Genomic DNA, 14417 nt, shown 5'->3' with positions numbered 1-14417 from the left:
CGTAGTCGAGGGTCACGCACCGGATGCCGCGGTCCTCGGCGAGGGTCCGGGCCTGCGGCTTGATCACCTGGGCGGCGAACACCCCGCTGACCGGAGACAACAGCGGGTCGCGATTGAGCAGTTCCAGATACCGCGTGAGTTGCTCCACGCCGTCGATCTCGCCTCGACGCTTGATCTCGACCGCCACGGTGACGCCGTCGGCGTCCCGCCCCAGGATGTCGACCGGACCGATCGCGGTCATGTACTCGCGGCGGATCAGGCTGTATCCCGGCCCCAGGGTCTCGATGTGTTCGGCCAGCAACTCCTGGAGATGAGCCTCGACACCGTCCTTCACCAGCCCGGGGTCCACACCGAGCTCGTGGCGGGAGTCGTGGTGGACCTCGGAGAGCGTGATACGGAGTTGTTCGCCGGCCTTGTTCTCGACCACCCAGAGAAGGTGCGCGGGGTCATCCGGATGCTCCCGCTCGACCAACGAACAGGGAGGCGTCATCCAGTTGAGCGGCTTGTACGCCCGGTCGTCGGCGTGCACGCTGACGGACCCGTCCGCCTTGACGAGCAACAGTCTGGGCGCCATGGGCAGGTGGGCCGTCAGTCGGCCGACGTAGTCGACCTGACAGGTGGCGACGACGAGACGCACGGTTCCTCCTGGAATCGGGATGTGCCGGACGGTCCTCAGATCCCTGCGGGCAGTCGGCGCAGTCGACGCAGTCAGCGCCGACGGCGGGCCGGAGAGCGGACCTGATCGGTCGAGCAGGCCTCCACCCACGCCAGCAGTGCGGTCAGCTCGGCGGGCCCCACGCAGATCTCGCCCTCCCTGATCCCACCCCTGCGATCGTGGCCGGAGAAGGACACGATGAGCTCCCCCGACTCGGCGACGTCGAGTTCGTGCCCCGTCGGCTGACGACGGGGACCCAACTCGAGGCTTCTGCGGTCGAGACGGACGTCAGCCCCGAACCTCACGCTCAACAACCGGTAGAACGCCAGGTCGGTGTCGGAGTAGCGGACGGCTCCGTGACGCCACGCGTCTCCCCCGTCCCGTTTGACCAGGACCGAGGTGGAGTCCCTGCGGACGACCACCAATCGATAGACGACGGCCGCGACCACCGGGGCGAGGACGAGCAGCACGACGACACCGAGAATGATCCCGGTGATCGCCATCTGCTCAACCCCTTCCGGTGGCCGCGGCCGTCAGGTCACGGGCGGACCGTGCCGTACTGCTAGGCGCCGGCCTTCTCGACCGCGCGGAGCCGACCGCGTGCGGCTGCGGCAGCCGCCTGGTCGTCGCCTGCCTCGGACAGCGCGCGCTCGGCCTCGCCGCGGTCGATGGACTCCGACCACTCCGCGGTCTCGCCGAGGATGCTGACCTTGTTCGCCGTCACGGAGAGGAACCCGCCCTGCACCGCGGCGACCTTCTTGCCCTCGTCCGTGTAGACCGTCACGGTGCCACCGGCGTCCAGCTCGCCGAGCAGCGGCTCGTGCCCGGACTGGATTCCGATCTCGCCCTCGGTGGTCTTGGCGACCACCATGGTGGCGGTACCGGACCAGAAACGACGCTCGACCGTGACGAACTCGACCTCGATGTCAGCCATGGTCAGCGGTCACTTCCCCGAGAGCTTCTTGGCGGCCGCCTCGACGTCGTCCAGACCGCCGATACCGTTGAACGCCTGCTCCGGGAGGTGGTCCAGCTCGCCCTTGCACAGCTTGTCGAAGGCCTCGATGGTGTCCGACAGCGGGACGACCGAGCCGACCTGGCCGGTGAACTTCTCGGCGACCAGGAAGTTCTGGCCGAGGAAGCGCTCGAGGCGACGGGCACGCTGAACCGTGACCTTGTCCTCCTCGGAGAGCTCGTCCATACCGAGGATGGCGATGATGTCCTGCAGCTCCTTGTACTTCTGCAGGATCTGGATGACCTGCTGCGCCACCCGGTAGTGCTCCTCCCCGACGATGCCCGGCTCGAGAATCCGGGAGGTCGAGGTGAGCGGGTCCACCGCGGGGTAGATGCCCTTCGACGCGATCGAGCGGGACAGCTCCGTGGTGGCGTCGAGGTGCGCGAACGTGGTGGCCGGCGCCGGGTCGGTGTAGTCGTCGGCGGGGACGTAGATCGCCTGGAGCGAGGTGATGGATCGACCCCGCGTCGAGGTGATCCGCTCCTGCAGCATGCCCATCTCGTCCGCGAGGGTCGGCTGGTAACCGACGGCGGACGGCATGCGACCGAGAAGGGTCGAGACCTCGGAACCCGCCTGCGTGAAGCGGAAGATGTTGTCCACGAACAGCAGGACGTCCTGGCCCTGCACGTCACGGAAGTACTCGGCCATGGTCAGAGCCGAGAGCGCGACGCGCATACGCGTCCCCGGCGGCTCGTCCATCTGGCCGAACACCAGGGCGGTGTCCTGGAGGACGCCCATCTCCTCCATCTCGAGGAACAGGTCCGTGCCCTCACGGGTGCGCTCGCCGACGCCGGCGAACACCGACGTACCGGAGAACTCGCGGGCGATACGGGTGATCATCTCCTGGATCAGCACGGTCTTGCCGACACCGGCACCACCGAAGAGGCCGATCTTGCCACCCTTGACATACGGGGTGAGGAGGTCGATGACCTTCACACCGGTCTCGAGGATCTCGGTCTTGCCCTCGAGCTGGTCGAAGGCGGGCGGCTCGCGATGGATACCCCACTGCTCGCCGTCCCGGCCGGTGCCGGGGGCGTCGAGGCAGTCGCCGAGGGCGTTGAAGACGTGGCCCTTGACGACGTCGCCGACGGGCACCGAGATCGGCTTGCCCGAGTCGACGACCTCCGCGCCGCGGACGAGTCCGTCGGTGGACTGCATGGAGATGCAGCGCACCATGTTGTCGCCGAGGTGCTGGGCGACCTCGAAGGTGACCGTCTTGGCGACGGCCTCGAGGGTGATCTCGGTGGTGAGTGCGTTGAAGAGGGCCGGGAGGGCGCCACGCGGGAATTCCACGTCGACGACCGCACCCAGGACGCGGGCGACCCGACCGGTGAGACCGGCCGTGCCCGTCGTGCTCTGATCGGTAACAGCTGTGGTCATTGCTTAGTCACTTCCTGCGCTAGCGGCGAGCGCACCAGCGCCACCGACAATCTCGCTGATTTCCTGGGTGATCTGTGCCTGGCGGGCCTGGTTGGCCTCGCGGCTCAGGCCTTCCACCAGTTCGGTCGCGTTGTCCGTCGCCGACTTCATTGCCGTGCGGCGAGCCGCAGACTCCGATGCCGCCGACTCGAGCAGTGACGCGAACGCCCTCGTCGACATGTACCTCGGGAGGAGGTTGTCGAGCAGAGTGTCCGCGTCGGGCTCGAAGGTGACCTCCGGCTTGAACTCCGTCTCCGGCGAATCCATGTAGTCCTCGCCCAGATCCAGCTCCTCGATCTCGACGCGGGTCTCGATCGGCGCCAGTCGCCGCGCACGCGGGGTCTGCGTGAGCATCGACTTGAACTGGGTGTAGACGATGTGGACCTCGTCGACGCCCTTGCGGGTGGTGTCCCCGGGGTAGTCGCTCCCGAGGAACTCCGTCGCGTCGAACGTCTCCTCGCCGCCGGCCGCGAAGGCGGCGGACAGGAGCTGGAAGGCCGGACGGGCCTCCTGGTAGTCGGGCTTCTGGGAGTGTCCCTGCCACGAACCGGCGAGTTCCACCTCGCGGAACGTGTAGTACACGATGCCCTTGTTGCCCAGCACGTAGATGTCGACCTCGCGGCCGGCGTCCTCGAGGAACGCGATGAGCTCGGCGGCCTCCTTGAGGACGTTGTGGTTGTAGCCACCACACATCCCGCGGTCCGAGGTCACCACGAGCACGGCGGAACGCCTGGCGTCCTCCGGCTCGTTGAGCATCCGGTGCTGGACCGACGACGCACTGGCGAGGTCGGTCAGGATGGCGGTGATCTGATCGGCGAACGGCTGGGCCGCCGCGACCCTCGCCTGGGCCTTGGAGATCTGCGAGGTGGCGATCAGCTCCTGGGCCTTGGTGATCTTCTTGGTCGAGTTGACCGACTTGATCCGGTCGCGCAGTTCACGCATATTCGCCATTGCGTCAGATCACTCTCCTCTCGGCCTTGAATCGGATGGCTGTCATCGCAGGCCTCAGGCCTTCTTCTTCTTGGTGACCGTCAGCGTCTCACGGTCGATCTCGTCCTCCGAGAGCGCCTCGGCCTCGGGCTCGTTGACCACCCGCGAACCGTCGGAGGCGACGAAGCCCTCCTTGAACTCGTTGGTCTTGGCCTCGAGCGTCGCCTTGGACTCGTCGGAGAGCGCCGCCCCGCCGTCGATCTGGCTGTAGACGTCGGCAGCGGAGTGCCGCAGGCTCTCGAGCAGCTCGCCCTCGAACCGACGGACGTCCTCGACGGGCACGGTGTCGTAGAAGCCCTCGCCGGCGAGGTAGATCGAGACGATCTGGTCCTCCACGGCGACCGGCGAGTTCTGGTCCTGCTTGAGGATCTCCACCAGACGCTGCCCGCGCTCGAGCTGGGCCTTGGACGCCGCGTCCAGGTCGGAGGCGAAGGTCGCGAAGGACTCGAGGTCGCGGTACGCGGCCAGATCGAGACGCAGCGAACCGGAGACCTTCTTCATGCCCTTGGTCTGGGCGGCGCCGCCGACTCGCGAGACGGAGATACCGACGTTGACCGCCGGGCGCACACCGCGGTTGAACAGGTCGGACTCGAGGAAGACCTGGCCGTCGGTGATGGAGATGACGTTGGTCGGGATGAACGCCGAGACGTCGTTGGCCTTGGTCTCGATGATCGGCAGGCCGGTCAGGGAGCCGCCGCCCATCTCGTCGGAGAGCTTGGCACAGCGCTCGAGCAGGCGGGAGTGAAGGTAGAAGACGTCACCCGGGTAGGCCTCGCGACCCGGCGGGCGGCGCAGCAGCAGCGAGATCGCACGGTAGGCGTCGGCCTGCTTGGACAGGTCGTCGAACACGACCAGGACGTGGGCGCCCTCGTACATCCAGTGCTGACCGATGGCCGAACCGGTGAACGGCGCGAGCCACTTGAAGCCGGCGGAGTCGGAGGCCGGGGCCGCCACGATGGTGGTGTACTCCATCGCGCCGTGCTCCTCGAGCGTCGCCTTGACGCCCGCGATGGTGGAACCCTTCTGGCCGATGGCGACGTAGATGCACCGGAGCTGCTTGCTCTTGTCGCCGGACTCCCAGTTGGCCTTCTGGTTGAGGATGGCGTCGATGCAGACCGCGGTCTTTCCGGTCTTGCGGTCACCGATGATCAGCTGTCGCTGGCCGCGGCCGATCGGCGTCATGGCGTCGATGGCCTTGATGCCGGTCTGCATCGGCTCCTCGACGGGCTGACGCTCGAGAACGGACGGGGCCTGCAGCTCGAGAGCGCGGGTGCCGGCCGACTCGATGTCGCCGAGGCCGTCGATGGGCTTACCGAGAGGGTTGACGACGCGGCCGAGGAAGCCGTCGCCGACGGGGACGGAGAGGACGTTCCCGGTGCGGCGCACCTCCTGACCCTGGGCGATCTCGTCGAAGTTACCGAGGATGACCGCACCGATCTCGCGGTCCTCGAGGTTCAGTGCGACACCGAGGATCCCGCCGGGGAATTCCAGCAACTCGTTGGCCATCGCCGAAGGGAGTCCGCTGATGTGCGCGATGCCGTCACCGGTGTCGACGACGACGCCGACCTCCTCCTTCGTCGCGTCGGTCGAAACGGTCGAGGTGTAATTCGCAATCGCGCTGCGGATCTCTTCGGAGGAGATCGTCAACTCCGCCATGTCATTCCTGCTCTCAAAGTCGGGATGTGCTTTATGGGTGTTACCTGAGCCGCCACCGCTGGAACACGGCCGAGTCGCAGCTCGTCTTGTGCCGGACCGGCCGGTCAGCGGAGGGAACGACGCATCGCGTCGAGCCGTCCTGCCACGCTACCGTCGATGATCTCGTCGCCGACGCGGACGACCACGCCGCCGAGGAGTGCCTGGTCGACGTCGTTGTGGATGGCGATCTCCCGGCCGTACAGCGTGGCCAGACGAGCCCTGAGATCATCCGACTGCTGCTCGGTCAACGGCTCGGCGCTGGTCACCACCGCCACGGAGCGACCGCGCAGCTCCGCGGCCTGGGTCGAGATCTCCATGATGTCGTCCGCGGGCATGCCGGACGGGCGGTCCACGGCCTGGGAGGCGAGGGTCTCCGACACCGCGGTGACCTTGCCGTACAGGACCTCCGCAAGGAGCCCCCGCTTGGCTCCCGCCTCCGCGGTCCGGTCAGCCAGGAGCTGCTCGAACTGGGGATCTCCGGCGACGATGCGGCCGAGCCTGAACAACTCGTCCTCGACGGCCTGGAGCTGGCCCTGCTGGTCCGCCGACCGCAGGAGTGCCTCCCGGCCGAGCAGGATCAGGCCCTCCCGCAACTCACGCGGGGTGGACCAGTCCCGGGACACCGCAGCGAGGAGCAGATCGAGGGTGGTCTGGTCGACCTTCCACCCGAACACCCCACGGACCAGGTCCTGTCGGGCCTCCACAGGGGCCGCGGTGTCGGCCACGGAGACCCGGAGGGCGCGGTTGTCCTCGAGGACGCGCACGACCTCGAAGAGTTCCTGGCCCACCTTCGCGCCGGTCGCTCCCCCGGACGGGTTCGCCGCCAGGGTCTGCTCCAGTTCGCTCCGGGTCTGGTCGAGCGCTTCGCGACTCGCTGCGTGCATCGGCTCCACTTCCCTTAGTTCTTGCCCGCGCCGGGGACCCGGTCGAGGTCTGCCAGAAAGCGATCGATGGTGCCCGAACGCCGGACCGGATCCGACAGCTGCTCACCCATGAGCCGCTCCGCGAGATCCACCGACTGACGACCCAGGTCACTGCGGAGCTCCGCGATGATCTGCTGGCGCTGCGCGGCGAGCTGCTGGTTGCCCGCGGCGACGATGCGGTCGCTCTCCGCCTGCGCCTCGGACTTCATGTCCGCGAGGATCTGCTGACCCTGGGCACGCGCGTCGTCGCGGATCTTGGCCGCTTCGCTGCGCGCCTCGGCGAGCTGGGCCTTGTACTTGGCCAGCTCCTCCTTCGCCTCGGCCTGGGTCTGCTCGGCACGACGCAGACCGCCTTCGATGCGCTCGGAACGCTCGTCGAGTACCTGCTGGAACTTCGGGAGGATGAACTTCCAGAAGAGCCAGAGGATGACGGCGAGCGGGATGAGCGACCAGACGATGTCATACAGCGGAGGAATCAGCGGGTTGGGGCTGTCCTCCAGGGGGAGTGATTCTCCACCCTCGGCCGCCAAGATGGCGATGACGTTGTTCATGGTGCGTCCCTACGAGGTCGGTGGTCGTCGATCAGAACAGGAAGCCGGCGACGATACCGATCAGGGCGAGCGCCTCGGTGAAGGCGATGCCGAGGAACATCGTGGTACGGAGGGTGCCGGCCATCTCGGGCTGACGTGCCATTCCCTCGACGGTCTTGCCGACGAGGATGCCGATGCCGATGCCGGGGCCGATGGCGGCGAGGCCGTAGCCGATCGCGCCGTAGCCCCTCACGGTCGACTCGGTGGCCTGGGCGAGAGTGACGATGTCCATGGGGTTTCCCTTTCAGATGGCCGGCGCGGGCTTCTCCGCACCGGTCGGACGTGAATTGTCGGATTGACGGGTGGTCGTACCAGGCCTCTCGGCCCGAGTTCTAGTGGCTTTCCGCGTGGAGTGCGAGGTCGATGTACACCGAGACCAGCAGCGCGAAGATGTACGCCTGGAGGAACAGCACCAACAGCTTGAACAGCGTGAAGGCGACCGACAGCAACGAGGTGCCCACCGCCAGCAGCGTCCAGCCGTTGAACTGCCAGAAGAAGAAGTTCGTGGCGCTGAACAGCAGAACGATGATCAGGTGGCCCGCCAGCATGTTGGCCATGAGACGGATGGTCAGCGTGGCCGGGCGGAGGATGAACGTCGACACCAGTTCGATCGGGACGACCAGAATGTGCAGAGCCGGAGGAAGCCCCGGGATCACCACGCTCGCCTTGATGAACTTCGCGAACCCGTATCTCTTGGAACCGGCGTAGATGAAGGTCAGGTAGCCCAGCAGCGCGAGCATCAGCGGGAAGCCGATCCTGGCGTTCGGCGAGATGTTGAGTCCCGGGATGATCGTGGGCAGGTTCATCGCGAACACCGCGAAGAAGATCGTCGCGATGATCGGCAGGAAGCGACGTCCCTGCTCCTTCCCCAGGATCTCCTCCGCGATATGGACCCGGACGAAGTCCAGGCAGATCTCGGCGAAGTTCTGGACCCCGCGGGGGACCAACCTGGGGTTCCGCATGGCGAGCATGAAGAAGCCCAGGAGGACCACGGTCATGAGCAGACGGATGATCATGAGCCGGTCCAGCACGAACGCGTCACCGGCGAATCCGGTCAGCCACTGATCGGCAGGGAAGAACTCGTAGTCAATGTTCGGGGGGTGAAACTCGCCCTTGAAGGCCAGAAGCGTGGTACTCAGTGTGTTCTCCCCTGGTCGTGTTGGGCGGCGTGCGCCCGAGCGCGTTCGGTACGAGTGGCCCGGTGTTCGCGGCCGAGTTGGGATTCCGCGCGACCGCCTCGGGCCGTGGTGCAGCCCGGTGACGTGCTCGTCTCACCGCAGATGAGGATAACACCCTGGTCTCGGGCCGGTGTCACAGGGGGACCCGTCAGCCGGCATCGGGTTCCACGTACGGAGCCCGGGTCTTGAGGACCGCCCACGTCTCCCCCGCCAGGACCACGATCAGAGCGGCGATGACCGTCACGGCGAAGGCGGGCCGCGAGTAGAAGTCGAACCGGGAGAGCGCTGCCACGACCCCCATGGCGGCGAGGAGTTTGACCAGCCAGGTTCCCAGTACGACGGCCGCGGTGGTCTGTGGGGCCGAGTGGGCCGTCGCGATGACCACGATCGCAGTGGTGAGCACGAACGCGCCGCCCACCGCGGCGCCCATCAGCGCACCCCACAACCCCGGGGTTCCGTCGACGGCGGTCCACGCCGCCGCGCTGATCACGGTGAGCACGACGAGCGCGACCGCGCCGAGCCGCACCGCCTTGCGGAGGCCGGCTGTGTGTGGGCTTTCGGCGGGCTGCGCGGGTGTCGCGGGGATGTCCGTCATGGCGAGCAGCCTAGCGGGGGCTCCTCGGGCCGCTCGTGTCGCGCTCGCTCCTCGAACTCCTCAGACGCGGGACCAGGGTGGCGGCGAGGACCGCGATGAGTCCGGCGGCCGCGAGCGGGACGATCACCTCCGTGGGGAGCATCGTCGCCCCGACCGCCCCGAACGCGATCAAGGAGACCCACGCGTAGATGACCAGTGCGACCCTCCGATGGGAGTGACCGAGGTCGAGCAGGCGGTGATGCAGGTGCATCTTGTCGGGGGCGAACGGACTGCGCCCGGCGCCGACCCGGCGGATCACCGCCAGGACGAGGTCGAGCATCGGCACGAACATGGCGGCCGCGACCACGATCATCGGCGAGAGCAGGACGATCATCTCCTGCGGCCCGTACAGGCTCTGCGAGATCTTGCCGGACGCGCTGGTGGAGGCCGCGGCGAGGACGAGGCCGATCAGCATCGAGCCCGAATCGCCCATGAAGATCCGGGCGGGCTGGAAGTTGTGGGGCAGGAAACCCAGCAACGCCCCGGCCAGGACCGCGGTGACGAGTGCCGGGGGGTACGCCCCGACGGTGCCGCCCTGGTCGAGCATGATCCCGACGGAGAACACGCAGATCGCCAGGGCCGCGATGGCGCCGAGTCCGGCGGCGAGGCCGTCCAGGCCGTCGACGAAGTTCATCGCGTTGACGATCGTCAGCGTGAACACCACGGTGAGCAGTCCCGCCTGGAGTTGGTCCAGGACGAGGATGTTGCCGTCCCCGAACGGGATGTACACCAGCGTCCACGACACGCCCATGGCCACCAGGACGCCGGCCGCCGCCGCCTGACCGGCGAGTTTGGTGACCGCCCCGAGACCGAGGATGTCGTCGACGATCCCCACTAACACGATCACCCCGCCCGCGATGATCGTCGCCTCCACGTCCGGGGCGAACGGCGGGAACGCCCGGTTGAGAGCCGGGAGCTGCGCGGCCAGGTAGACCGCGACCAGCAACCCGGTGAAGATGCCGACCCCACCGAGGCGGGGCGTCGGCACCACGTGCACGTCCCTGTCGCGGGGATAGGCCAGGCCGCCGATCGCCGGCGCCACTCCCCTGACCAGACCCGTGACGACGAAGGTGACCAGGCCGGCCGCCACCGCGATGAGCAGGAGCTCGCGGAACGGCACCCCTATTCCCACGATCAGACCACCCGGTCAGCCACGCAGGGCCGCGGGGTCGGTCCCCAGGACCTCCCCGACACGCTCCGCGCTCACGGCCCCCTCCCGGACGATCCGGGGCGCCGGTCCGGTGAGGTCGACGATCGTCGAGGGTTCCCCGACCGCGCAGGGGCCGCCGTCCAGGTAGACCGCGACCGAGTCGCCGAGTTGGTCACGCGCCTGCGCGACCGTCGTGGCCGGGGGTTGACCGGAGACGTTGGCGCTGGAGACGGCGAGGGGGCCGACCTCGCGCAGGAGCTCGATCGCGACGGGGTGCAGCGGCATCCGGAGCATCACGGTGCCCTGGGTGTGCCCGAGGTTCCAGTTGAGTGACGGCGCCTGGTGCACGATCAGGCTCAGACCTCCCGGCCAGAAGGCTCGGATGAGGTCGCGCGCGGTCGCCGGCGTGCTCACGACCAGGCCGTCGATGGTCTCCCAGGATCCCACCAGGACGGGGACCGGCATGTCCGGGCCGCGACGTTTGGCCGAGAGCAGGAGGGTGACCGCGTCCGGGTCGAAGGCGTCGGCGGCGATGCCGTACAGGGTGTCCGTGGGGGTCACGACGAGCCGACCGGCACGCAGTGCGCCGGCCGCAGAACTGAGGCCGACCTCCCGACCGGTGTCCTCGGTGCAGTCGTAGGTGATGGTCACCGGGTGATCCCCTTCCGGGCTGTCGGGTCGACCTCGTCGTCGTCGTCGTCGTGATGATCGCCGCCTGGACGGTCGAGTCTCGTCGCGGTGACGAACCGCGGACGTCCGGCGAGGTCGGTGTGCTGTTCCACGGTACCGAAGCCTCCCTGCGCCCAGACCACCGCCGCGACCTCGGCGCCGGTCGTGTCGTCGTGCTCCACCGCCAGGTGCCCACCCGGCACCAGGAGGCGGGCCGCGACGCCGACGAGCGGCGTGATGACGGCGAGGCCGTCGTCCCCCCCGAACAGAGCGGTCGACGGCTCGTGCCCGAGCACGTCCACCGGGAGCTCGTCGGACCGTGGGATGTACGGCGGGTTGGACACCACCGCGTCGACCCTGCCCGACAGGCCCGCCAGGACGTCGGGGTCCGTGGCGTCACCCGCGTGGACCACCACGGGCGTGTCCCCCGCCGCGACCCGCTCGGCGGCGTTGCGCCGGAGCCACCCGAGCGCGCTCTCGTGCAGTTCGACGGCGTGGACCCGTGCATCGGGCCTGGCGTGGGCGATCTCGAGGGCCAGTGTGCCGCTACCGGCGCAGAGGTCCACGACGACCGGGCCCGGTCCGACGCCCGGAGAGGGCAGCGCGGACAGCGTGTCCTCGACGAGCAGCTCCGTCTCCGGCCTGGGGATGAAGACTCCCGGGCCCACCGCGAGGTCGAGTCGCCCCGACACGGCCCGGCCCAGCAGGTACTGAAGCGGGGTGCGGTCGAGGGTGCGGGCGGCGACTATCCGTCCGACCTCGGCGACCCCGGTCGCGTCCACCCCCTCCGCCAGTGGGAGCGCGGAGCGTTCGACACGCAGGACGTGTGCGCAGATCAACTGCGCCTCCACGAATGCGGAGTCGATGCCGGCGGCCTGCAGCGCGCGCGCCGCCGACCTCACGACCCCGGTCGCCGGCACGGGGCGGAGGTCCACGGCCTACGCGTCTTCCATACGTCGACGACGGTCCTCGGCGGCCAGGGCGTCCAGGACCGCGTCGAGGTCACCGTCGAGCACGGCGTCGAGATTGTGCGCCTTGAACCCGACCCGGTGATCCGCGATGCGGTTCTCCGGGAAGTTGTATGTGCGGATCCGCTCCGAACGGTCGACGGTGCGGACCTGGGTGGACCTGCCCTCGGAGGCCTCGGCGCTCGCGGCCTCCTCGGCCGCCGCCTGGAGCCGGGCGGCGAGGACCTCGAGTGCTCGTTGCTTGTTCTGCAGCTGACTACGTTCGTTCTGACACGTGACGACGGTTCCGGTCGGCAGGTGCGTGATCCGCACCGCCGAGTCCGTGGTGTTGACACCCTGCCCGCCCTTGCCGGACGAGCGGTAGACGTCGATCCGCAGATCCGACTCGTCGATCTCGACCGGCCCCACGTCCTCGGGCTCCGGGAACACCAGCACGCCGGCGGCCGACGTGTGGACCCGGCCCTGCGACTCCGTGACCGGTACCCGCTGGACCCGGTGCACCCCGCCCTCGAACTTCAGTCGCGACCACACGCCCTCGCGGGAGGGGTGCCGGGACCGGATGGAGAACGAGGCGTCCTTGTAGCCGCCCAGGTCGGACTCGGTCACCCCGAGGACCTCGACGACCCACCCGTGCTTCTCGGCGTACCGCGTGTACATGCGGGCCAGGTCCGCCGCGAACAGGGCCGACTCCTCCCCTCCCTCGCCGGACTTGATCTCCATGAGCACGTCGTCCGCGTCATGGGGGTCCCGCGGTGCCAACAGGTCGGCCAGGCGCGACTCCAGGCGCGTGGCCTCGGTCGCCAACCGCTCGGCCTCCTCGGCGAACGACGAGTCGTCACCGGCCAGTTCACGCGCGGCGGACAGATCGCCCCGGGTCGACTCCAGCGCGCGGTAACACTGCACCACGGGGGTCAGCTCGGCGAATCGCTTGCCAACCCTGCGCGCGGCCACCGGGTCCTCGTGGAGCGCCGGGTCCGACAGCTGCGCCTCGAGGCCCCCGTACTCGGAGAGGACGTCGTCGACCGAGGACGGCGATCGTCCCGGGGCCTCTGTCACTCCTCGTCCTGCGGCAGTGTCGGGGTCGTCTTGGCCACCTGCAACAGGAACTCGTAGTTGGTGTTGGTCTTGCGCAGTTGCGACATCAGGAGGTCGATGGCCTGGTGCGAGTCGAGGCCCGACAGCACGCGCCGCAGCTTGTGCATGACACCGGCCTCCTCGGGCGTCATCAGAAGCTCTTCCTTGCGCGTGCCCGAGGGGCCCACGTCGACCGCCGGGAACACGCGCCGCTCGGCGATGCGCCGGTCCAGTTTGAGCTCGGCGTTGCCGGTGCCCTTGAACTCCTCGAAGATCACCGTGTCGCCGGCGGACCCGGTCTCGACCATCGCCGTGGAGATGATGGTCAGGGACCCACCGTTCTCGATGTTGCGCGCCGCCCCCAGGAACCGCTTGGGCGGATAGAGCGCCGTGGAGTCGACACCACCGGACAGGATGCGCCCCGACGCGGGCGACGAGTTGTTGTAGGCGCGGCCCAGCCGGGTGATCGAGTCGAGGAGGACCACGACGTCCTGCCCCATCTCCACCAGCCGCTTGGCCCGCTCGATCGCGAGTTCGGCGACCTGGGTGTGATCCGACGGCGGACGGTCGAAGGTCGAGGCGATGACCTCACCCTTGACCGACCTCTGCATGTCGGTCACCTCCTCTGGTCGCTCGTCGACGAGCACGACCATGAGGTGGCATTCGGGGTTGTTGACCGCGATCGAGTTGGCGATGTTCTGCAGGATCGTGGTCTTGCCCGCCTTGGGCGGGGAGACGATCAGCGCTCGCTGCCCCTTGCCGATGGGCATGATCAGGTCGATCACGCGGGTAGAGAGGATGTTCCTCTCGGTCTCGAGGCGCAGACGCTGGTTGGGGTAGAGCGGCGTGAGCTTGCCGAACTCCGGACGGTTGCGGGCATCCTCGAGGGGCCCTCCGTTGACCGAGTCGATCCTGACCAGCGGGTTGAACTTCGCCCGGTTCTTGCCACCCTGATTGCCGCCACGACCGCCACCCTGCCCGCCGCCGGGCCCGTCGTTCTGGGTGTCGCTCTGGCCGTCCCGCGGCATCTTGACCGCGCCGGTGATCGCGTCGCCACGACGCAGGCCGTGCTTGCGGATCATGTTCATCGAGACGTAGACGTCGTTCGAACCCGCGAGGTAACCGGAGGTGCGGACGAACGCGTAGTTGTCCAACACGTCGAGGATCCCGGCGACCGGCTGGAGGACGTCGTCGTCCCGCACCTCGGTCTCGCCCTCCGACGGACGGCCACCGCCACCACCGCGGTTGCGCTCACGCCGGCGACGGCTTCGACGACCGCGGCCGCTCCCGTCGTCGTCATCACGGTTCTGACCGTCGCCGCGCGGGCCGTTGTCCCCGCCCTGGTTGCCCTGGTTGCCCTGGGTGCGTTGGTTCCCCGGGTCCCCGCCCTGCTGGTCGCGACCGCGGCCGCGCCCGCCCTGCTGGTCGCGGTTCTGCTGGCCCGGCTGATCGCGGCCCTG

The 14417-nt window shown here is 68.6% G+C and carries 16 protein-coding genes; all 16 read right to left on the bottom strand.

Annotation, left to right across the window (positions count from 1 at the left end):
• A partial coding sequence (gene nucS, locus G6028_RS08585; protein WP_182658632.1) for an endonuclease NucS occupies positions 1-637 on the bottom strand: 637 nt, incomplete at its 3' end.
• A 71-nt stretch (positions 638-708) separates the two neighbouring features.
• Complete coding sequence (locus tag G6028_RS08580; RefSeq protein WP_182609675.1) at positions 709-1158, bottom strand: DUF2550 family protein; 450 nt, start codon at positions 1156-1158, stop codon at positions 709-711.
• Between the two features lie 59 nt (positions 1159-1217).
• A complete protein-coding gene (locus G6028_RS08575; protein WP_179525551.1) occupies positions 1218-1589 on the bottom strand; it encodes a F0F1 ATP synthase subunit epsilon in 372 nt (123 codons plus the stop codon).
• Between the two features lie 9 nt (positions 1590-1598).
• Complete coding sequence (atpD, locus tag G6028_RS08570; RefSeq protein ID WP_107747342.1) at positions 1599-3047, bottom strand: F0F1 ATP synthase subunit beta; 1449 nt, start codon at positions 3045-3047, stop codon at positions 1599-1601.
• Positions 3048-3050: 3 nt separating this feature from the next.
• Positions 3051-4037 (bottom strand): F0F1 ATP synthase subunit gamma, encoded by a 987-nt coding sequence (locus tag G6028_RS08565; RefSeq protein WP_107747341.1) that lies wholly within the window; start codon positions 4035-4037, stop codon positions 3051-3053.
• Between the two features lie 54 nt (positions 4038-4091).
• Positions 4092-5732, bottom strand: coding sequence for a F0F1 ATP synthase subunit alpha (gene atpA / locus G6028_RS08560; protein ID WP_179525552.1), 1641 nt, complete (start codon positions 5730-5732; stop codon positions 4092-4094).
• Positions 5733-5836: 104 nt separating this feature from the next.
• Complete coding sequence (locus tag G6028_RS08555; RefSeq protein ID WP_182658631.1) at positions 5837-6655, bottom strand: F0F1 ATP synthase subunit delta; 819 nt, start codon at positions 6653-6655, stop codon at positions 5837-5839.
• A gap of 14 nt (positions 6656-6669) precedes the next feature.
• Positions 6670-7245 (bottom strand): F0F1 ATP synthase subunit B, encoded by a 576-nt coding sequence (locus tag G6028_RS08550; RefSeq protein WP_182609678.1) that lies wholly within the window; start codon positions 7243-7245, stop codon positions 6670-6672.
• Positions 7246-7276: 31 nt separating this feature from the next.
• Positions 7277-7516: an ATP synthase F0 subunit C gene (locus tag G6028_RS08545; protein ID WP_182609679.1), complete on the bottom strand. Its 240-nt coding sequence runs from the start codon at positions 7514-7516 to the stop codon at positions 7277-7279.
• Positions 7517-7616: 100 nt separating this feature from the next.
• Positions 7617-8342, bottom strand: a complete 726-nt coding sequence (atpB, locus tag G6028_RS08540; protein ID WP_241730641.1) for a F0F1 ATP synthase subunit A — start codon at positions 8340-8342, stop codon at positions 7617-7619.
• Positions 8343-8610: 268 nt separating this feature from the next.
• Positions 8611-9057 (bottom strand): Cg1360 family ATP-synthase-associated protein, encoded by a 447-nt coding sequence (locus G6028_RS08535; protein WP_179525555.1) that lies wholly within the window; start codon positions 9055-9057, stop codon positions 8611-8613.
• Between the two features lie 10 nt (positions 9058-9067).
• Positions 9068-10228: an undecaprenyl/decaprenyl-phosphate alpha-N-acetylglucosaminyl 1-phosphate transferase gene (locus G6028_RS08530; RefSeq protein WP_182658630.1), complete on the bottom strand. Its 1161-nt coding sequence runs from the start codon at positions 10226-10228 to the stop codon at positions 9068-9070.
• Between the two features lie 15 nt (positions 10229-10243).
• Entirely contained in the window at positions 10244-10897 is a 654-nt protein-coding gene (locus G6028_RS08525; RefSeq protein ID WP_182644611.1) for an L-threonylcarbamoyladenylate synthase, read from the bottom strand.
• A complete protein-coding gene (gene prmC / locus G6028_RS08520) occupies positions 10894-11850 on the bottom strand; it encodes a peptide chain release factor N(5)-glutamine methyltransferase (RefSeq protein ID WP_338404185.1) in 957 nt (318 codons plus the stop codon). The genes G6028_RS08525 and prmC overlap by 4 nt, the downstream gene beginning before the upstream one ends.
• A gap of 3 nt (positions 11851-11853) precedes the next feature.
• The gene (gene prfA, locus G6028_RS08515) at positions 11854-12939 is read right to left on the bottom strand and encodes a peptide chain release factor 1 (protein WP_182610722.1); all 1086 of its coding nucleotides are present in this window, start codon (positions 12937-12939) and stop codon (positions 11854-11856) included.
• Positions 12936-14417: transcription termination factor Rho (rho, locus tag G6028_RS08510; RefSeq protein WP_241730640.1), on the bottom strand; the 1482-nt coding region annotated here is incomplete at its 5' end. The genes rho and prfA, both read right to left, overlap by 4 nt.

Origin of the sequence: Dietzia cercidiphylli (genome assembly GCF_014145145.1) — a bacterium.
Lineage (GTDB): Bacteria > Actinomycetota > Actinomycetes > Mycobacteriales > Mycobacteriaceae > Dietzia > Dietzia natronolimnaea.
This window is presented reverse-complemented; position numbering and strand designations above follow the sequence as displayed.